Here is a 19,802-nt window from a genome sequence, read left to right as displayed (position 1 = left end):
AAATAGGTGACATAAAATACTTATGTCACCTGATTTTTACGGAGTGATCTCCTCACCAGTTTCTACATCGAGCTTAAAAGACTGGCCCGCATGGGCAAGTATCAAAGTATTTTCGTCAGTTAACACGTAATCTATTGGTTGTTTTAAGCAACTCATAACCACTTGATGTTGCTGCTGTTCTTCTATGAACCATTCTAGATGTTTAATATCTTTCTGAGCGTCAGATTCAACATTCCCTTTGAAACCATCACCGTCATCAATTTCACTTGTTAACTTAACTACACAAGAAGGATCACTCATCATTCCAAGATAATAAGTTTCTTGTTCATGGTGCAAATCAACACTCCCCCCTTAATAACAACTTCGAGCGGGGTATGGGCTCGCCATTGCATCGATTTGGGTTCAGATAGCCTAATGTTGTCGACAATAACGACCCCGTTATCTGCAACTTGTATTATTGTTCGCACAAACGACTCACAACTCTCATAAGCATTCGCGAGATCTAGAACGACACATTGAAACTCATTGCTATCAATTCGAGTGATTACTGTTGCTTGAGCTGTTGCGCAATCTATCTTCTGACCTTCAGTCGCGTTGGTAACGCTATCGTCTAAATTGACACCACCAAATAAGGGTAAATTATGCGCCTGCGTAGTTCGAGTCCATAAACTATGATGTTTGCTACCAAACCTATAGCCATAACTGCCACTCGGAGTAAGAACATTAACGCCATCATCGACTAGTGCAACATTCCCTTGATCAGCATGGCGATGAGAACTATTACCAAACTTACTTGCTCGGTAGTACACCGACATTTTACTATGGGCAGTTTTACCTAACCCTGCGTATGAATAGTAAATGTTGTTCGACGCAGGGCTCACGCACAGAGTAGTCTCGTCAGAAACAAACGCCTCATTTGAAGTCATTAACGTATTAGAAACGGTTGAATGTTGATCCGATTTTTCAAATTGTAACTGCGGATACGTCGGTACTATATCTAATAAATGGAGCTTGTAAGTCTCAATATTGGACTCTAACTTCTTGGACTCTAATATCGACTTCGTACAACCATACCGTGGTGCATATATTCTGAGTGGATTTTGCGCAAAGAAACCAGGCCACTCTTTACCTTCTCTCTTGCACCAGAAGCCATCACCAAAGGGATGAATTCGATCGTTATTCGCCACAAAGTCCAAAGCAAACTTAACGTAATTCTTATAAAACGGGTGATTATAGAAAGAAAAGCCACTTAAACGCTCAACCGACAAGAAAAACGGATGGTGCCACTTGGTATAGGAAGAAGAATAAAAAGGCCCCTCAACCCAACTGCCATCTTTTCCGCCATAGAAAGGCAACACACCTCGGTAAATCATTAAGGCGTAATTAAGCCAACGTTCACAAGTTTTAATTTCAAACTCTTTGTGTAACACAAGGGCAGCAACGCCTAAGTAAGCAGGCAAACGCGATGTATGTGAATGTCCCGGGTACTGTTTAAACTTATCTTGCTCTAAGCGCTCTTCCATTTGATAGGCATATCGAATTAAGAGCGGCCTGACGAATGAACACTCGTCGGTCGTCAGCAATGGAGACAACCAATGATAGGCAAGATACAAATTTCGCGTCATTGACAGGCCAATTTCATCTCCCCACGTGCAAGGCCTTAACAGTGACGCCGGGCCTTCAGGGCTCCACTCGGATAAGCGCAATAAAATTTGGCATGCCTTATGTCCTGCCACCTCATCACCCCACACCTTATATAGTAATGTTAGTGCGATAAGATCGCGATCAATCCAACGTCTTACGTTAGCGATAGCTGTACGCTTCCCTTCTTCATTACCACGGCGATAATGATTAGAATATAAAATGTCATCTATATCAGTTAGTTCAACACTATTGCGTAACTTGTCTCTTGCACTTAATGAAGCATTGCTGACTGCGTCAATATCTTCATCGAGATACATCATAAACTGGTCTTTATTAGTACACAGCGAGAATAGTGACATAGCGTCCGGTGCCAAGTAGTTTTCTGACTCCGTCGTGATTTCAAAAACAATCCAATCAGATTTTGCTAGAGTATTGAGGCAAGTCACTCTCCAGCGATAGCTGCCTTGAGGTAACTGAAATGTCGGTTGTAAAGGAGACTGCACCGATTTCCAATCCCATGTTTGCTCACCGTCTTTGTCTTCAAGTTCGATGTTATACGCAGAACCATACTCTCCTTGAGGCCAATTGAAACTTGGGGGATTGACTGAGGAAATTTCGTTACAAGGCGACAAAAAAACTTGGAAATCATGCGTTCTTTCTAGTTGTAGCATGTGTTACTCCTCTATTTCGACCAATGATATTGCCCTGTCTCTGCATCAATATGACCAATTTGCTTCGCTGGGGTCCCTGCAAAAATCGAATATGGAGGCACATTGGATGTCACTACCGAATTAGCACAAATCAGTGAACATTTTCCGATGTTCACTCCTGGAGTGACAACAACACCAGATGTCAGCCAAACACCCTTTGCGATTGTGACCTTTCCGCTTTCCAAATCACTACGACCACTAAAGCTCTCTGAAGTCGGGTCAAATAAATGATTAGACGCAACGACAGAAACATGTGGCCCTACCAAAACGTCTTCACCAACCTCCACATCACCATTGATGTAACTATATAGGCCTATATAACTTCGTGTTCCGATTTGGTTTTCACCAATGCGAACGATAGCTCCTGGAGCAACTCGAACATTATTGTTGGTGAAGCCTAAGATTTGAGCTCTCGACTCGTCATCATGTTTATTATTACTTTGTGTTGTATATAGGGTGAATTTTCTAAATTCCTCATCCGAAAGTTCACCGCCAAATTTTTGTTGAACCGACACATCATCACCTATAAATAAAGGGAAGTAACAGTAATGACTTCCCTTATTGATTATCAATATTTTCACTGACACTAAATAAGCTAAGCCGATAATATCCCTGGGTTAGCTTAATTTCAAAACCCAATATCGAATTGAAAACACATTAATTAAAATGAGACCTAGTCAATGCATACTCGACACCACGAATCTCAGCTAAGCCTTTTAAACGGCCTATGCAAGAATACCCTGGGTTTGTTTTTTTATTTAAGTCGTCAATAATTTGGTGACCATGATCAGGCCGCATTGGAATTAAATCACTTTGTCCATTATTAGTACGACGATTTTCTTCTTTAAGAAGTGCAAATATCACTTCATACATATCAACATCACCATTGAGATGAGCTGCTTCATGGAAGTTGCCGGGTTCTTCTTCGCGCTTTGTTGAACGTAGATGCGTGAAATAAATTCGATCACCAAAAGTTTCAATCATCTTCACAAGATCGTTATCGTCTCGCACGCCATAAGACCCGGTACACATAGTAATACCGTTCATTTTGCTCGGTACACGATGCGTCAAGAATTCGATATCTTCAATCGTAGATACCACTCGCGGTAAACCAAGAATTGGGCGTGGTGGATCATCAGGGTGAATGGCCAACTTCACGCCGTACTCTTCACACACTGGGGTAATTTCGTTTAGGAAGTAAACTAAATTTTCACGTAACTTATTGCCGTCAATGTGTTGGTACTGATCCAATTGCTCTCTAAACTGCTGAAGAGTATAGCCTTCTTCCGCACCTGGTAGACCAGCGATGATATTCGATGTTAGCTGTGCAATTTTGTCATCAGGCATGTTAGAAAAACGAGTTCGAGCAAGTGCAATGTCTTCTTTTGAATACTCTTCATGTGCACCTTCTCGTTCTAGTATGCATAGCTCAAAAACAGCAAAGTCAATATGGTCAAACCTTAATGCTTTTGAGCCATCTGGGAGTACATACTCTAAATCTGTTCTCGTCCAATCAAGAACTGGCATAAAGTTATAGCAAACTGTATCAACTCCGCATTCAGATAAATTGATAATAGATTGCTTATAGTGCTCTATCCATTGAATGAAATTTCCAGTTTGAGTCTTGATCTCTTCATGAACAGGGATACTTTCGACAACTTCCCATGTAAGTGAATTTTCTTCTATTAACTTTTTACGTTTTAGTATTTCTTCTTTAGACCATATTTCACCATTCTTAATATGATGTAATGCCGTTACGATTCCTGTTGCCCCAGCCTGACGAATATCATTAAGCGTTACAATATCATTTGGACCATACCATCGCCAAGTTTGCTTCATAAGTTATTACCTATTATTAATTTTTTGATGAAGCCTTATTAAGGCTTCATCTGATATTTTATTTAATTAGACAGTGTAAGCTTTTAGTTTTACATCATTTAACTTACCAGCTCGTAGTAATAGCCAAGATATAAACCCGACAATCGCTGCCATTAATACAAATAACATTCTTCCCCACATAGGGTTTGGTATCAGCGTTAATAGAAGAAGCGCGGCACTTGTCGCCAATAACACTCGACCAAGTAAAATGTACTGTTGTCTATCAGCTTCGAAGCTTTGAGGCGAATCTTCTACAATTACTGGAGTTTCTGCATTACTAAAGAACTCTGCGATTTCTTCAGCACGCTTACCTGTTGGCTCTTTATAGAAAAGTTGAGTCAGCAAGAAGAAACCACCTGTGATAATAATGTGCCCTGTTACGCCCATGGTTATCGATTTCATTTCAGCGAATTCACGACTAGACAATGGTTCAGATAAATTAAACAGGCTTTCGATCATTGGTGCATTTGTTGAAGCAATAACGGCTGAAACGCAAGCGCCTACGGCAATGGTTGCCCAACATGACCAATCTGGAGTCTTCTTGATAAAGAAACAAAGCAGTGAAGGAATAAGCACAGGGAACGCGACAAGCGTACTCACCATCATCAGTGCATCAAATAGACCAAAATCTTGCAGTTTGCTCATGAACAAGCCACAAACAATAATCAACAAGCCGAATACCACGGTAGAAACTTTACTTGCAAACAAGATCGATTTATCTGATTTGTCTTTTGCCATGTAAGGTTCATAAACGTTTTTAATGAATATGCCGGCATTTCTATTTAATGCAGAGTCCATTGACGACATGGTTGCAGCAAACATAGCTGACATCATCAAGCCAACCATCCCAACGGGCATCTCGTTACGAACGAAGACAAAATAGGTGGCATTAGAAATATCTTTGCCTAGGACATCGAGGCCCCATGTAGACATATCTGGGTAATTCCCGCTTACATACCAAGCAGGAAGGAACCAAATGAAAGGCCCAAACGCCATGAGACAACACGCCAGGATTGCAGCTTTACGTGCATTATTAGTATCTTTGGCTGCAATATAGCGGTAAGAATCAATCATATTGTTTGTACTGAAGAACTGTTTGATGAAGATACAGATAAACCAGCCAACAAATAAATAGGTATAGCTATACCCTTCTCCAACAAACCCTTGATCAGGCAAACCTGCTTCTAGGATTGGTGTTACACCACCAGATTTGTATATCGCTACGATTGTCGCTATGAAGGTAACAACAGTAATGATGATCATCTGTATAAAATCTGACGCAACTACAGCCCAACTTCCGCCGACCAGAGACATAAGAAGTACAACCATACCCGCAGCAACTATCGTTGTTTCAATTGGGATATTAAATACCGCACTTGCAAAGATCGCTAATGCATTCAGCCATAGCGCAGCCTGAAGTACACTCGACGGTACCGTCGCCCACGTTACAACTTGCTCGCTAACAGGACCAAAACGTTTGCGAATGCCTTGGATTGGACTGATAACTCGCATCTGTCGAGCTCTTGCAGCAAAGAATAAGTAGTTACAAAAGTAACCAAGAGCATTCGCAAAAAAGATAACAGAGATGGATAAGCCAACATCAAGAGCTTTTCCCATTACGCCAGTAAACGTCATAGCACTCAGTGCTTGAAGAAATGCTGTGGACCCAACCATCCACCACAACATTTTGCCTCCCCCCCTAAAGTAATCACTTGTCGATGACGTTGCTGATCGAAACATCCAACCTACTCCGAGGAGGAAAACGAAGTAGCCTATAACTATAAGTATATCGATATTCATAATGAGCCCTAACCGTGATATTTAAAAACTAAACACCTTTCGCTTTCTTTTATATCGCCCCTAGATATTGACTGTCAAAATTGGTCTACCAATTGGTTGACGCTTCTCACAAAAAAATAAATCACTGTTAACATACCATTTAAATCATACAAATAAATGCTACCCTCTAATGGTAATTTTTATAGCTGTCTAATTTCAAAATTAGGGTAAGAGTTCAATAGAATGAATAAAAACGTTAATAATCAATATATAAAAGAAGATAATAAAATTATTCATATTGGTTTAGGGGCTTTTCATCGCGCACACCAGGCTCTATACACAAGTGAATTGTTAGACAATACAAACTCAAGTTGGACAATCTGTTCCATTAATTTATTTGGTTCACAGACGCTTATTCAACAACTAAGAGAGCAAGGTCACTGCTACACCGTTTTAGAGAGAGGAGCGGCAAGCGAACAAATAAAAGTATCAAAAGCAATCACGCAATCCTTGCATCCAGAACTCGACGGTCAACGGACTATCATCGAAAAAATTGCGAATCCAAACGTTCGTATAGTCTCAATGACTATCACAGAAAAAGGCTATTGCATTGAACCAAGTACTGGCTCTCTTGATGTTAACAATCGTCTCATCCAGCTCGATCTCGACTCACCTTCTCGTCCAGTATCCGCCATCGGTTATATCGTTGAAGGTTTAAGACTCAGAAAAGAAAGGAATATTAACGCGTTCACCGTATTGTCTTGCGACAATATTCAAAACAATGGAGAAGTAGCGAAGTCGGCTATTCTTAGTTTTGCAAAATTGGTCGACTTGGAGTTGTATTCTTGGATAGAGGCTAATGTCACATTCCCAAACACTATGGTTGACCGTATTGTTCCAGCGGCGAGTAAAGAAAGCTTATCTTATATAGAAACAGCTATCGGCTACTCGGATCCATGTGCCATCGCTTGTGAACCTTTTCGACAATGGGTAATAGAAGATAAGTTTGCAATTGGTCGACCAAATTGGGATGAAGTGGGCGCGCAATTTGTCGATGATGTCATACCTTTTGAAGAGATGAAGCTACGCATGCTAAATGGTAGTCACTCACTTCTTGCGTACTTGGGATACTTGAGTGGTTATAAGTATGTGTCAGAAGCGATTTCAGACCCATATTTTAAGAAGGTGATCCTAGACTTCATGATGAATGAGCAAGCGCCTTCATTGTCGTTACCAAAGGAAACTGACATTGCAGCTTACGCAGATTCGCTGATTGAACGTTTCTCTAACCCAAATTTGAAGCATCTTACCTCTCAGATAGCAATGGACGGAAGTCAGAAATTACCACCACGATTTTGTGAATCTCTCAAATATAACCGTGAAAATGCTGCTCAAACGACTTGGTTAGAGTTGGGCATTGCAGGGTGGATGGCTTATGTGATTGGCACGGATGACAACGGCGATGCTATCGAGGTTCATGATCCAATGGCTGGCGTGTTCAAGCAAATCAAACAAGAAAGTAAAACGCCTCGTGAAGCTGTCATTTCTTTATTAAGCATTGATGGTATTTTTGAATCTAGCCTTCTTGCAGATGCCGAATTCGTAAATAAGATAGTCGACCTTTTCGAATGTATTCAAGAGGTTGGTGCAATGCAAACTTTACATAACTTAACAAAAACACTGAACTTAAAGGGCTAGGCATGGAATACAAAAATAAGTTGATTCGATTTGGTCAAAACCGCGTTTGGCGCTCTTACAGTGGTGGTAAGGTTTTAGACCAAATTAATAACGAAAGCGTTCCGGTCGACTCTCATTTTCCTGAAGACTGGATTGCATCGGTCACTAAAGCTGTTAACCCAGGTCGAGAAACAATCAGTGAAGGTCAATCAACTGCGATTATCGGCGATCACTCACTCGATTTCGCCGAATTATTAGATCTAGATCCTGAGTATTTTTTAGGTAAAGAGCACTTCAGTCGATTCGGTTCTAACCCTATGGTTTTGATTAAGTTTCTAGACTCTTCAATTCGCTTACATTTCCAAGCACACCCAACCAGAGAGTTTGCCCAAAAGCACCTAGATTCAAATTCAGGTAAGGCTGAAGCCTACTATATTTTACAAGTTCGTGAAGAGATTGATGATCCTTATATTTATCTCGGATTTCAGACGCCTCCGACTAAAGAAACGTTGAAAGAGATCATTGTTGAACAAGATATTAACCGACTGAAAACTTGCTTCGAAAAAATCAAAGTCTCTCCTGGTGAGTGTTACTTTATTCCAGGAGGAATGCCTCACGCGATTGGCGAAGGCATTCTAATGATTGAGATAATGGAACCATCGGACTGGGCTGTTCGATTTGAGTTTGAACGAGCCGGTTATACACTTCCTGAAGAAGCTCGCTACATGAAGCGAGATTTGGACTTTTGCCTTGATGTTTTTGACTATTCAGAGAAGTCGGTTGAAGCTGTGGCAACTCAGAACAAGAAGACACCTCAACTATTAACAGCTTATGCTGACGGATCGGTAAAAGAGTCTCTCATTGATGACAAAACAACCGACAGATATCGAGTTTGTCGCACAAAAGTCATTAGCAACATCACCAAATCTGAGAGCGACTTTTATGTCGGTGTTATTGCTGCTGGCAGTTGCACGATTAAATTAGACGAAGAAATTTTAGTACTCCATAAGTACGATAAATTTTTCTGTCCGGCTGGCATTGAAAATATCACGATAGAAACAGACGATGGCGTCGAGATTATTGAATGCTACCCACCATTAACGAATTAATCCTGAGTTAACGTATTGAAATGGAACCAATAAACCTTTATTACGACGCCTTTATCTTTGATATGGATGGAACATTAGTAAACTCCGAGCCGCTCAAAGGCCAAGCATTAGCGCTGACCTGTAAAGACTATGGTTCCATCGTTGACTACCGTATTTATCAAAATGTAATGGGTATGAAATGGGAAAAGGTCGTTCAGTATTTTTTCAAAATTGGAGGAATCGAACCAGAGAGACAAGAGTTTAACGAAAAATTTAAGGAACATTATCAATTACTCCTTTCACAAAGATTATCTATCAATAAAGGTGTTGTTGGCCTTCTACAGCAACTAAAATCTTCTGGTAAGCAATGTGCGGTTGTAACTTCTGCGCAACAGTGGATGGCTAACCAAATACTGAAAGCTTGTAAACTTGAGCACTTGTTTGATCTTGTCATCGCTAAAGAGCATGTTTCAATGCACAAGCCAGATCCGGAAGCTTATTTGTTGGCGCTATCTAGATTAAATGTAACCGCAAGTAAAACCATTATCTTTGAAGACTCGGCTCCAGGACTTCAGGCTGGTTTAGCTAGTGGTTGTGAAGTCATTGCATTTCAACATTCTTTCAACATAAACAATGATTTTTCAGGTGCGTTAAAAATCATTGATGATTTCTCACTTGTCAGTTAAGACCAAAATGCTCACCCTAAGCTTATTTGACTTATTGTATGACATATATCACAGCAACTTGTACCCAAATGATATTAAAATAGAAATCCCCCACTCAAAGATAAAGCGCCATATGAACACTACCACCACTCTTGTTTATGACACTTTGAAAAGCCTTGCTGCTCACGCTCCTGAGCAACATGCCGAGATTAGACAGCGGTTATATGAGCAGTTGAGCCTGCCATTTAATAAGCAGATCTCGTTATACGCCAACGTGCTTGGTCCTATCAGCTCAGGTAAGTTAGCGGGATGCGACAATATTGATAAAGCGGTTGAGCTGGCACTGGATGTGCTGGAAGGCCGAAATAAGTAATTCCCCTTTAAATACGTAATATAACGGCCCAGATCTTCCCCCAGATCGGGCCGTTTTTATTCTCGTCATTTATCTAGTTGAATTTTAGGCACAAAAAAGGCGCAGATGATCCACGCCTTTGGTTTAGTTTACTCTAAATTTTAAGAAGTCTTGAACTGCGCCACCGCTTTATCCATCTCATGGGCTTGCTCTGCGACTTTATCCACTTCAACTAAGCAATGTTGCGCCGAAGCGTTGTTATCACTTGAGATGGTGTTTAACTCGGTGATTGAGTCACTCACTTGTGCCATAACAGCACCCTGCTCTTCAATCGCTGATGCAATACGCTCAGAGTTGCCCTGGATGCTTTCCATGTCGCTTAAGATAAGCTGCAGGCTAGCATCGAGCTCTTCCGAATCTTTCAAAGTCAGTTGGCCTTGTTGGTTACATTCACCAATTTCGGTCATCGAAGCGTTCATTTGGCTTTGAATTGCCGTTACTACACTGGTAATTTCAGTCGTTGATTGGTGCGTTCTGCTTGCAAGAGCACGAACTTCATCGGCAACCACGGCAAAGCCTCGGCCTTGTTCACCGGCACGTGCTGCCTCAATGGCTGCGTTCAGTGCCAGCAAGTTGGTTTGTTCTGCAATTCCTTGGATGATGTTTACTGCATCGCCGATTTGATCAACATGATGGTTCAATGAGCTGATCGAATCTTGGCTGCTAGAAAGGCGTTCAGACAACTGAGTAATGTTGCTGATCGTATCTACCACCACTTCACGGCCTTTATCGGCATTCACTTTTGCTTGATGAACACCTTCAGCCGCAACTGATGTGCTTTCTGAGATCTCGCCAATCGTTAACACCATCTCTTGTACCGATGTCGTCATGGTCGATGTGTGGTTAGCTTGCACTTCAAACTGCTTGATGACCGATTCAAGCTCATCATGCATGTTTGATGTGCTTTGTGTTAGCTGAAGTGATTTAGATTGCGATGCCGCGATAAGCCCTTCAAGTTGATCAAGCAATTGGTTGAAGTATTGGCCTAGCGTGCTCAGTTCGTCTTTACCGTCTAGGTGTGAACGAATAGACACGTCGTTAGAATCGACAATGTTGCGGATTACCGAGAGTAATGACTCTATCTTACCAATGATAGAACGGACGATTAACCAGCTGAACAGAATGATCGCCACAAGTAACGTGACGCATAGGATGTTGTTGATCAGCGATAGTTTGTCCATCTGTTGCTGGGTTTCTTGCGCTAATACCGCTGAGAACTCTTTAAATTGAGTTTCGATAGCATGAGAACCCGAACGAGCTTGCCCAAGCAGACCTTCGTTGTGCTTCAAGCCAATCACTCGCTTCTGTTCAACCACTTGGCGCGCAGCATCTATCAAAGCAGTTGAGCTTCCAGCACTAGAGGTAATAGAAAGAACACTCGGATCAAACTCACCCTTTTCAATTAAGTCATTGAACAGGTAAAGCTCGATTTTTTGTTCAGCGCTGGCTGTCGCGCTGATGTTATCGAGCAAAGTATGAAACTCGCCTAGCAAGCCTTTGTCACGTGCTAACCCATACACTTCACTCGCTTTTACTAAGTTAACAAAGCTTGTGTGGTAGGTTTCAATATCTTCACGTAGGTGTGCGCTGTTGGCTAAACCTAAATCACTGAGCACTGCATTGAGCTCAGATTCAGACGCTAAGAATTTATTGTAGTTTACGTCGAACTTGGCGAGGTACTTCATATCACTACGTAATAGGAAATCTTTCTCGTTACGGCGAAGATTAAGTAGTCGCACTTCAAGTTCTTTGGTGATTTGTTTGGCTTCGCTCATTTGAGCGGTGGTGTCTGCGAATTGTGATGTGGTAAACAGCAATGCAATCATGCCGAAAATGGAAAACAATCCTAATGAATAGAGCTTTTTCTTTATGTTCATATATGTGACTCGTCTTTACTAATCTAATTATGGGTATCTAAGTTTTTTTTGTAACTTTTGTTATCTTGTTTTTATATTTATCTAACTTAATTTGTCTATCTAGCTCTAGTCGCTTGCATAACCCAGGTTGCTTATATAGTGATTAACTCGTGCTGTTCTCAATTGGATTTGAGCTGCCAATGAAATCATTACTAAAGTTAAAATTATCAATAACACAGATTTGCAACATGTACATTAGTTGAATTATAGATTTGGGAGGCAGCTATTTGACGGGTCGTACAAGGCTTGAACAGCAGACTACGTAAGGCTTTGAATCAAAAAGCTTTCGTACTTTATTGGCCTTATTGCTTTCAATGACATTATTTTGGCTGATCAGAGGAGACTAAATGAAGCTCAATATCTTAGATTCATAAAAAATGGACCGTCCCTATTCAGGTACAGTCCATTTATTTGTGTTCGTGGTTGTTGACTCTTGATTCTAAGTTCTGTGCTCTGTGCTCTGTGCTCACTAAAAACTAAAACGCTTTCACCATCTTAGTCAGGCATTTTAGTAATACGGCTTTCTCATCTTCTTCGAACTCTTGTGTGAGTTCATTAACAAGATTCAAGTGAAGCTGATTGTGGTGAACGTGGATCTTCTGACCCTCATCGGTCAACGCTACGACTATCGCTCGACGGTCGGTTGGGTGTTCGTGACGCTCGATCAGCTCTGCTTTAACCAGCTTTTCGATTTGAACGGTGAGCGTGCCCGTAGTGATGCCGAGCTTTTCTGCGAGCTCTTTCATTCTTAACGCGCCATGCATACCAAGCACTTCGATAGTATGTACTTGCGCCAAGGAGTAACCCGTTTCTTTGACAACAGATTGCTCCCACGAAGACATTTTATCGTAGAACTCAGTCAGTATTTGGTTAAGCTGTTCTATATTTCGCATGGTCGTTTGAATGCACTTCAAGAGTAAGATGATTAATCTTATCAAACTTGGCGAGCATTTGTTTATATTCAGAGACGGTTTTATCACTGTTTGATTCAAGAGTAATCGCCGCTGAGTAGTGATGCCCGCTCACCTTCCACATGTGAAAATCGGTTACCGCCGCGTATGGCGTCAGTGTTTCAGTTACCGAATCACGATAATCTTGGTCGATATTCTCATCAAGCAAGATTGGACTTGTCTGCTTCATTAGGTTCATGGTCCATTTCGCAATAACCACAGCACCAACCATACCCATAACTGCATCTAACCAGTTCCAACCGTAAAACTTACCGAATAGCAGCGCAACAATCGCAAGCAACGAAGTTAGAGTATCCGCCAACACATGCATGTAGGCTGCGCGTAGGTTGTGATCATGATGGTGTCCGTGGTGCACACCATGTTTATGACCATGGTCGCTGTCGTGATCATGACTATGTGAATGACCGTGATTCTTACTATGATTGTGGCCATGCTCTTGTCCGTGGTCATGATGGTGATCACCGAGTAAAAACATACTCACCACATTCACGGTTAAACCAATACAGGCAACGATGATCGCTTCATTGAACTGAATCGCTTGTGGGTTAAATAAACGATGCACTGATTCCACCAGCATCAATAATGCCACAATACCCAATGCAATCGCGCTAGTGTAGCCCCCTAACACACTGACTTTGCCAGTACCGAAAGAGAAACGTTCGCTCTCGGCATGTTTCTTCGCATATCGGTATGCAAATAAAGTGATACCAAACGCTGCAGCATGCGTCCCCATGTGCCAACCATCGGCAAGTAACGCCATAGAGCCGTAAATAGTACCGGCAACGATCTCGACCACCATGGTGATGATAGTTAACAAGAGAACGTAGAAAGTACGCTTTTCACCTTGCTGATTGTGTGAAGAGAAGTTGTGTTGATGACGTGTTGGAAAACTCAAAATGGCGTCCTTAGCTCGTGTGTTCAATGTTAGGAGTCGTTACTGATTAATCTTGCTAAAAAAGTGCTTTGATTTACAAGTAGTTTGATTATCAAACCAATAAATGGAATTTAGTTTGACTATCAAACATTGTCAACGATGAATTTTGAGGCTCTGATTTGGGAGAGTAATAATTTATAGGGAGATCTAATTAGCTCGACAGCCTATTAGGTGGTGAAATAGCTGCGCTTTGCAGACACAAAAAAGCCCACACGAGGTGGGCTACTGAAATCAGAAGGAGTTATTGGTTTTGCAACAGAGTAATCTCATCATTCACCCAACCTAACAACTGCTTGGTGGCTTTCGACAACACTTGGTTCTGCCGAACAATATAACCAAGACTGGTGCTAGAAAAGTTCATCAACGGTGTCACTTTCGAATGCAGATGCTGCTTGGTGGATACCGCAAATTCAGGAACAATCGCCACACCAAATCCCGCTTCCGCCCAGTCGATTTGAGCGTCAACGCTCCCTACTTCCATGATTCTGTGGTTAGGTAGATTCAAGCTTGGTAAACCTTCATCAATGAAGTCACGGGTTCTTGTATCGTGGCCAAGTAGAATTAAGGTGAGCTCAGAATCATCTTCTGTTCCTTTAACCTGATGTTTTATCTTACTATCTGACCCTTGAGAATCAAACCCATCGCCTAGCGCGCACCAAGAAAGCTCCTGCAGCTTAGTGAAATACAATGACTCGTTGTGCTGTTCTTTCGCAATAACAAAGCCAAGATCCGCCTGAGCATTCTTGACCAAACTCGATGCTTGAGATGATGTGGTATTCAGCAACGTGAGATCGATACCCGGATATTGCGCTTTGAACTTCTGGAAAGGGCGAATCAACAAGAATCGAGAAATGATGTCGCTGACAGCAATAGTCAAAGTGCCAATTTTGAGGTCGTTAATCGCATTGAGATCAGCCTGACAAATCTGAAGTTCGAGTAACGTTCTTTGGCTTGTCTCTAATAGCCTTTCGCCTGCTTGAGTCAGTTGAAATGGACTTCTCTCTATCAACTTAATGCGCGTGGTTTGCTCTAATTGCTTTAAGTGTAAACTTACGTTGGGCTGTGTCATATGAAGCGCATTGGCGGCTTTCCCGAAATGTTTGTACTCCGCGAGCGTCACAAACGTCTTCAACAAATTGATATCAAGCATCATGTCCTCTCTCTTGTCACTTACATCATTCCTTACAGTGAGGGACTACCCCCACATCGTCATTCCCTGTAGTGAGGAACGAACGTGATAGGGAATCTCGTTTGTGGCTTGAGATTCCAGATACCTCGTCCCTCGGTTCTGGAATGACGGTTGTTTTAAAGTTTCTGTCCCAGTTCTCGTAATTCTCTACAATGAGGAACGAACGCAATGGGGAATCTCGTTTGTAGGTTAAGACTTTAAGGATATATGAAATCCTTATCAAGATAATAAAGATAATTAATTTCTCTTATCCACCTTGTGGGCCTAACATGATTTCTCAATCAGTTAGGAGAAAAATTATGCCATCTATCGTTGTTGTGGGCGCAAACTGGGGTGATGAAGGCAAAGGCCGCATCGTCGATTTTTTAGCAGACCAAGCTTCTGCTAGCATTCGTTTTCAAGGCGGAAACAATGCAGGTCATACTGTGGTAAATGACTTCGGTACATTCAAACTGCACCAACTACCTAGTGGTATTTTTAATCCTGATTGTACGGCGGTTCTTGGCCCTGGCATGGTGATCAGCCCTGCTGCGCTAACTCAAGAGATTGCAGAAGTTCAAGAGGCTGGTATCAAAGTTAAGATGGCGATTTCAGACCGTGCGACACTGTGCCTCCCTTTACATGCCCTTGAAGATACGCTTGAAGAAGAGCGCTTGGGTGACGGCGCTTACGGCTCAACACGTCAAGGTATTGCACCAGCATACGGCGATCGTGTAATGAAGAAAGGAATTCTTGTGGGTTGGCTTAATCAACCCGAGATTTTAGAGCAACGCATTCAATTCCTGCTTGATTGGAAGATGCCTCAACTTAAAGCGCTATACCCTCAATGTGATTTCACTCAGACAGCTTCTGAAATGACAGAATGGCTACTTGAAGTGACTAAAGCTTGGCGCCCGTTCATTTGCAACGTGACTGAGCCGCTAAAAGCACTACAATCGCAAGACGCGAACCTACTGTTTGAAGCTCAGCTAGGTGCAGGCCGTGACCTTGTCTACGGTGAATACCCTTGGACAACGTCTTCGAATGTAACCGCAGCTTACGCAGGCATTGGTAGCGGTTTACCTGCCCTTCGCCCTGAGCGTGTTATTGCTGTTGCTAAATCGTTCAGTTCGTCTGTTGGTACTGGCACGCTAGTTACAGCAATGGAAGAGCAAGACAGCTTCCGCGAAAGCTCTAACGAATACGGTGCAACTACGGGTCGCCCACGTGATATGGGTTACTTTGATGCAGTAGCTACTCGCAACGGTGTTGACCTGCAAGCCGCGACTGAAATCGCACTAACTAAGATTGATTGCCTATCTGGTCTATCTGAACTTAAGATCTGTACGGCTTACTCAGGTGAACATACTGAGAACCCAATCTGGCCACAAACGGCTGAGCTAAAACCTGTGTATGAAGATATGGCTGGCTGGGATGAAGACATCACTGGCTGCCGCACGTTTGAAAGCCTTCCTCAAGCGGCACAAGATTACGTAACTCGCATCGAAGAGTTGATGGGCGTGCCAATCGTGATGGTATCGGTAGGTCCTGAGCGCGAGCAAATGATCATTCGAGCTTAGTTTAGAAGACTATTAGACCCACATCTACATCTACATCTACATCTACATCTACATCTACATCTACATCTAAGCCCACACTAGTGGGCTTTTTGTGTCTGTCACGAGCATCTAAATCTTGTTCTTCTTGTTGAGATACATGTTGTCATCGGAAGACTTGATTAGATTTATGATGTTGAGACTGCGAGAGTCAGCGATACCACAACCATATGAAAAACCGAGTGGCACCTCATCATCACAACGAAAGCTTTCAATGAAGTCATGAAATTCAGTGTGGATTTTATTGATCAACTCAGAAACATAACCAGCCTCTTCTGAATGTATGACGACGATGAACTCATCACCACCGACCCTAGCCGATATGATGTTGTACTTTGCATTGTTTTTTATGCATGACGCAAAGCCAGAGATATAGTCATCACCTTTGAAGTGGCCATAAGTATCATTGATGTACTTCAAATTATCCAAGTCGAAATACAAACAAACGATCTCTCCATCGCTGATGTTTGCTTTGTTGAATTCATGGAAGAAGCCCCTTCGATTAAGCAGCGTTGTCATGATATCAAAGTGACTGTTTTTGTATAAAATCCGGCTCTCTTCTTTTAATAGAATTTCAGAACGCAATAGAGTCGATATGTTTTCAATCAAGCTAACTTGGCTCTCGGTATACGCTGTTGGGCTTAAATCAAAAACCAAGAGCACCGCAAACACTTCGCCATCGATATCTCTTACCGGGACGCCGCAAAACGACTTATAGGCATCCGCCCCAATCGCAGAAACGGAATCACCACCAGCATGACCACTCAAATAGACCGTGCGATTTTCGTTATGTACATACTCACAAAAGAGGCTAATTTTGCTCTTATGTTGGTTACACGATATGTTTGAGGAGCTCCACACACTCTCAGAACCAGAGCAACTCAAATCAGAGATCATGATGATGCCCGCATTCGATGCGTCCATTATGTCTCGTATATTATCCAATATAGATATCCAAGTATCGACATCGATATTTCTTTGCATCCCTTCAGAAGAGATTTTATCAAAAAGCATTAATATTTCTTTTGTGTCAGACAGTTAAACTTAATTGAACATTCATTAGAGTACGTTGTAACAAAAATTCCAAGACCGATAGATTAGGGCGGTTATTGCCAAGTAACGACCAAACCCTACATCCTAGTTTTCTAGTTCAGAAGCATCATTCGCAGAGGCCCAAATTTCTGAGCGTCGATTCTTGGCTCTACCCTCTGACGTTGCGTTGGACGCAATAGGTTTACTTTCACCAAATGAGCGTATAACAAGGCGATTCTTTTCTACACCATCCGCGATTAAACCATCCGATGTCGTCAGTGCTCTTTGAAGCCCCAATGCTTGGTTATAACCTTCTGCGCCGGTGCTGTCAGTGTGTCCATCCACCGTAATTGCGCTGCCGTTAGTATTTAACTCGCCTGCAAGTTGGCTCAGTGCTTTGCTGCCCATCGGCGTTAAGTTGTGTTGGTCAAATCCAAAATGAAGGCGTGCTAATAACCCTTGACGTTCTTGGTTACTGATCCAAGTCTTACATCCTGACTGGTTCATACCTAGATTGGATTGACCTGCTAACGCTTGTTTTAGCTCACTGCTGTCAGACGGCTGCTCTATTTGTAGAAAGCCCTGTCTGTGTTGTGCAATGCCGACGACACTATCGACTCTTACACTATGTTGATATTCACTGAATGCGGTGTCGCAATAAACACTGATACCTTCTTCCGCATGAGCGATAAAACTAAGTTGCAATGTCGATAGGACGATTGAACTGATCATTAACTTTTTCATATTTTCCTCTAATACAACTTAGTGATTCCGCTTGTTTTTGAGCCTTTACGGATGAGTTCTTCTATCTTTTCAATCAATTCATCTAAGTTAGATACGTCGATGATGTCTTCATTTGGGTCGACAACGCAGTCTTGAAAACCACTTTGTTGAGAAGCTCGAAAATCGATACCAATAACACCTATGTATAAGCCCGGTATTTCCTCTCTTGCTTTGTCACACATGCCTCTATCGACTAACCTTTTGAGGATGCCGTTATTCGGACTCTCCTGCCCATCGCTTAAGATCAGCAGCATCTTGATTTTCTTGTTGTAGATTTGCTGCTCTTCTTGATCGGAACTGTTCGGGTCACCGTCATGAAGAACCTGAGAACCTCTCAAAATACCTTGAAAAGCCGCAGTGCCACCGTCTGCCCACATAGAGTTAATCGGGTCCAAATCTGAGAGCTTGTTCGATAGGCGAATATTAGAAAACTGCGATGAATTGGAAGAACCATGCGCGTTAAATAAATTTGTTCCACTCACACTATAAAAATCAGGCTGTAACCCCGACTTATCCGTAAACATCGTCGATACCGAACTCGGAAAATCAACGTAGTTGTAGACATCGGCAACCAAGTAATTATCTTGATAAATCACATCCTGAATGCGTTTCGCATACAGTCGATTGTCCGCTTTCGGATTGGGACAATATGATTGCCAATTGGCACAGTTGATCACTTGGTTTTGCGAATACGTACGCCAGAAGTCCCAGTTAACATCGTTGTAGGAATAAGGTGATACGTTCGTTTTATAGTTATCTTTGTAGCTCAACTGGCTAGTCGCCCGAGCTTGATTTCCTGAGACGATCTCCCTAGTTCGAACGTTAAAAGGCACAAAGCCAACTCGATTAAGCAGCTTGTCTCCGGTTGTATCTTCTCCGGGCTCATCACAAACGTATTTCCACTCTCCATCGACATAGTCCTGTTTAATCGATGTGCAAAGGATTTTGCTGGACATTTCATCGATGGCTGTCTTTAGATCGTCGATTTTTATGTGTCGACTTGAACCCCACCTGTCGTTCATTGAACCGGAAAAGTCCGACACAAACACAATATCGATGTTGTTATCACCAAGGTAAACCGGGTACTTTCTCGCTAACGAACGTCCCGCTAAGTCTTGCTGCTGATCAAACGAAGGGATAAAGCTACTCGCAAACCAAGAGTCGTGCGTCGTCTTGGCATTCACGGTGTATTGGATATATTCCAGAACCCCAGCCCCCTCATCTTCCGCTTGACGGAGTCGGACTGCTGAGAGGTTGGTTGATTTGATGTCCCGCACGTAGTTTTCGACATACTTGGTCGCGAGCCCACGAGCCTGATCTGGTAGGTCTTCAATGGTTACCGCTATCGCCGCAGCCTCTGCTGAATCTCTGAGTCGGCTGGTCTCTTGTACATAACGTGTGCCCTCAACCGCCCAAAAAGTCATGCCCATGATTGGAACAAGCAATAAGCCCATCCAAACCGCGGCAACCCCTTGCTGTCTTTGGAGACTGAGATGCTGGCGATTGATATGGCGATCGTGCTGCATTTT

Annotated in this window: 17 protein-coding genes; 5 read left to right on the top strand and 12 right to left on the bottom strand. The window is 42.4% G+C overall.

Features of this window, described 5'->3' with window-relative positions; translation table 11 throughout:
• Nucleotides 1–36 precede the first annotated feature (36 nt).
• From DUN60_RS24735 to DUN60_RS05895, 5 genes are all read right to left on the bottom strand, one after another.
• On the bottom strand, nucleotides 37–336 hold the full coding sequence (locus DUN60_RS24735) for a hypothetical protein (RefSeq protein WP_244212208.1): 300 nt from the start codon (nucleotides 334–336) through the stop codon (nucleotides 37–39).
• Nucleotides 300–2,315 (bottom strand): heparinase II/III domain-containing protein, encoded by a 2,016-nt coding sequence (locus tag DUN60_RS05910; RefSeq protein ID WP_244212207.1) that lies wholly within the window; start codon nucleotides 2,313–2,315, stop codon nucleotides 300–302. The genes DUN60_RS24735 and DUN60_RS05910 overlap by 37 nt, the downstream gene beginning before the upstream one ends.
• Nucleotides 2,316–2,326: 11 nt before the next feature.
• A complete protein-coding gene (locus tag DUN60_RS05905) occupies nucleotides 2,327–2,869 on the bottom strand; it encodes an acyltransferase (protein ID WP_114633463.1) in 543 nt (180 codons plus the stop codon).
• Nucleotides 2,870–3,011: 142 nt separating this feature from the next.
• A complete protein-coding gene (gene uxuA, locus DUN60_RS05900) occupies nucleotides 3,012–4,193 on the bottom strand; it encodes a mannonate dehydratase (RefSeq protein WP_065583620.1) in 1,182 nt (393 codons plus the stop codon).
• Between the two features lie 66 nt (nucleotides 4,194–4,259).
• Nucleotides 4,260–6,032 (bottom strand): sodium:solute symporter family transporter, encoded by a 1,773-nt coding sequence (locus tag DUN60_RS05895; RefSeq protein ID WP_017075019.1) that lies wholly within the window; start codon nucleotides 6,030–6,032, stop codon nucleotides 4,260–4,262.
• A 222-nt stretch (nucleotides 6,033–6,254) separates the two neighbouring features.
• Here DUN60_RS05895 and DUN60_RS05890 point away from each other — a divergent pair, with 222 nt between their 5' ends.
• The 4 genes from DUN60_RS05890 (at nucleotide 6,255) to DUN60_RS05875 (ending at nucleotide 9,814) form a co-directional block, all read left to right on the top strand.
• Nucleotides 6,255–7,709 (top strand): mannitol dehydrogenase family protein, encoded by a 1,455-nt coding sequence (locus DUN60_RS05890; protein ID WP_114633462.1) that lies wholly within the window; start codon nucleotides 6,255–6,257, stop codon nucleotides 7,707–7,709.
• A gap of 2 nt (nucleotides 7,710–7,711) precedes the next feature.
• Nucleotides 7,712–8,797, top strand: coding sequence for a class I mannose-6-phosphate isomerase (locus tag DUN60_RS05885; RefSeq protein ID WP_114633461.1), 1,086 nt, complete (start codon nucleotides 7,712–7,714; stop codon nucleotides 8,795–8,797).
• A 20-nt stretch (nucleotides 8,798–8,817) separates the two neighbouring features.
• The gene (locus DUN60_RS05880) at nucleotides 8,818–9,462 is read left to right on the top strand and encodes an HAD family hydrolase (protein ID WP_102270572.1); all 645 of its coding nucleotides are present in this window, start codon (nucleotides 8,818–8,820) and stop codon (nucleotides 9,460–9,462) included.
• Between the two features lie 112 nt (nucleotides 9,463–9,574).
• Nucleotides 9,575–9,814 carry a PAS factor family protein gene (locus DUN60_RS05875; RefSeq protein WP_114633460.1) on the top strand — a complete coding sequence of 80 codons (240 nt, stop codon included), beginning with the start codon at nucleotides 9,575–9,577 and terminating at the stop codon, nucleotides 9,812–9,814.
• A 140-nt stretch (nucleotides 9,815–9,954) separates the two neighbouring features.
• Here the strand turns inward: DUN60_RS05875 and DUN60_RS05870 are convergent, their stop codons facing one another.
• From DUN60_RS05870 to DUN60_RS05855, 4 genes are all read right to left on the bottom strand, one after another.
• Entirely contained in the window at nucleotides 9,955–11,679 is a 1,725-nt protein-coding gene (locus tag DUN60_RS05870) for a methyl-accepting chemotaxis protein (RefSeq protein WP_114633459.1), read from the bottom strand.
• A gap of 566 nt (nucleotides 11,680–12,245) precedes the next feature.
• The gene (locus DUN60_RS05865; protein WP_102552130.1) at nucleotides 12,246–12,662 is read right to left on the bottom strand and encodes a MarR family winged helix-turn-helix transcriptional regulator; all 417 of its coding nucleotides are present in this window, start codon (nucleotides 12,660–12,662) and stop codon (nucleotides 12,246–12,248) included.
• On the bottom strand, nucleotides 12,640–13,635 hold the full coding sequence (dmeF, locus tag DUN60_RS05860; protein WP_114633458.1) for a CDF family Co(II)/Ni(II) efflux transporter DmeF: 996 nt from the start codon (nucleotides 13,633–13,635) through the stop codon (nucleotides 12,640–12,642). The genes DUN60_RS05865 and dmeF overlap by 23 nt, the downstream gene beginning before the upstream one ends.
• A 280-nt stretch (nucleotides 13,636–13,915) precedes the next feature.
• Nucleotides 13,916–14,827: a LysR family transcriptional regulator gene (locus DUN60_RS05855; RefSeq protein WP_114633457.1), complete on the bottom strand. Its 912-nt coding sequence runs from the start codon at nucleotides 14,825–14,827 to the stop codon at nucleotides 13,916–13,918.
• 335 nt (nucleotides 14,828–15,162) lie between these two features.
• Between DUN60_RS05855 and DUN60_RS05850 the strand changes: the two genes are divergently transcribed.
• Entirely contained in the window at nucleotides 15,163–16,422 is a 1,260-nt protein-coding gene (locus DUN60_RS05850) for an adenylosuccinate synthase (protein WP_017080681.1), read from the top strand.
• Nucleotides 16,423–16,530: 108 nt separating this feature from the next.
• Here the strand turns inward: DUN60_RS05850 and DUN60_RS05845 are convergent, their stop codons facing one another.
• The 3 genes from DUN60_RS05845 to DUN60_RS05835 all read right to left on the bottom strand — a co-directional run bounded on the left by DUN60_RS05845 (nucleotide 16,531) and on the right by DUN60_RS05835 (nucleotide 19,799).
• Entirely contained in the window at nucleotides 16,531–17,472 is a 942-nt protein-coding gene (locus tag DUN60_RS05845) for a GGDEF domain-containing protein (protein WP_114633456.1), read from the bottom strand.
• A 123-nt stretch (nucleotides 17,473–17,595) separates the two neighbouring features.
• Nucleotides 17,596–18,234, bottom strand: a complete 639-nt coding sequence (locus DUN60_RS05840) for an OmpA family protein (RefSeq protein WP_114633455.1) — start codon at nucleotides 18,232–18,234, stop codon at nucleotides 17,596–17,598.
• A gap of 8 nt (nucleotides 18,235–18,242) precedes the next feature.
• The gene (locus tag DUN60_RS05835) at nucleotides 18,243–19,799 is read right to left on the bottom strand and encodes a TadE/TadG family type IV pilus assembly protein (protein WP_114633454.1); all 1,557 of its coding nucleotides are present in this window, start codon (nucleotides 19,797–19,799) and stop codon (nucleotides 18,243–18,245) included.
• Nucleotides 19,800–19,802: the final 3 nt, after the last annotated feature.

The sequence above is a fragment of the Vibrio splendidus genome (genome assembly GCF_003345295.1).
Lineage (GTDB): Bacteria > Pseudomonadota > Gammaproteobacteria > Enterobacterales > Vibrionaceae > Vibrio > Vibrio splendidus_K.
This window is presented reverse-complemented; position numbering and strand designations above follow the sequence as displayed.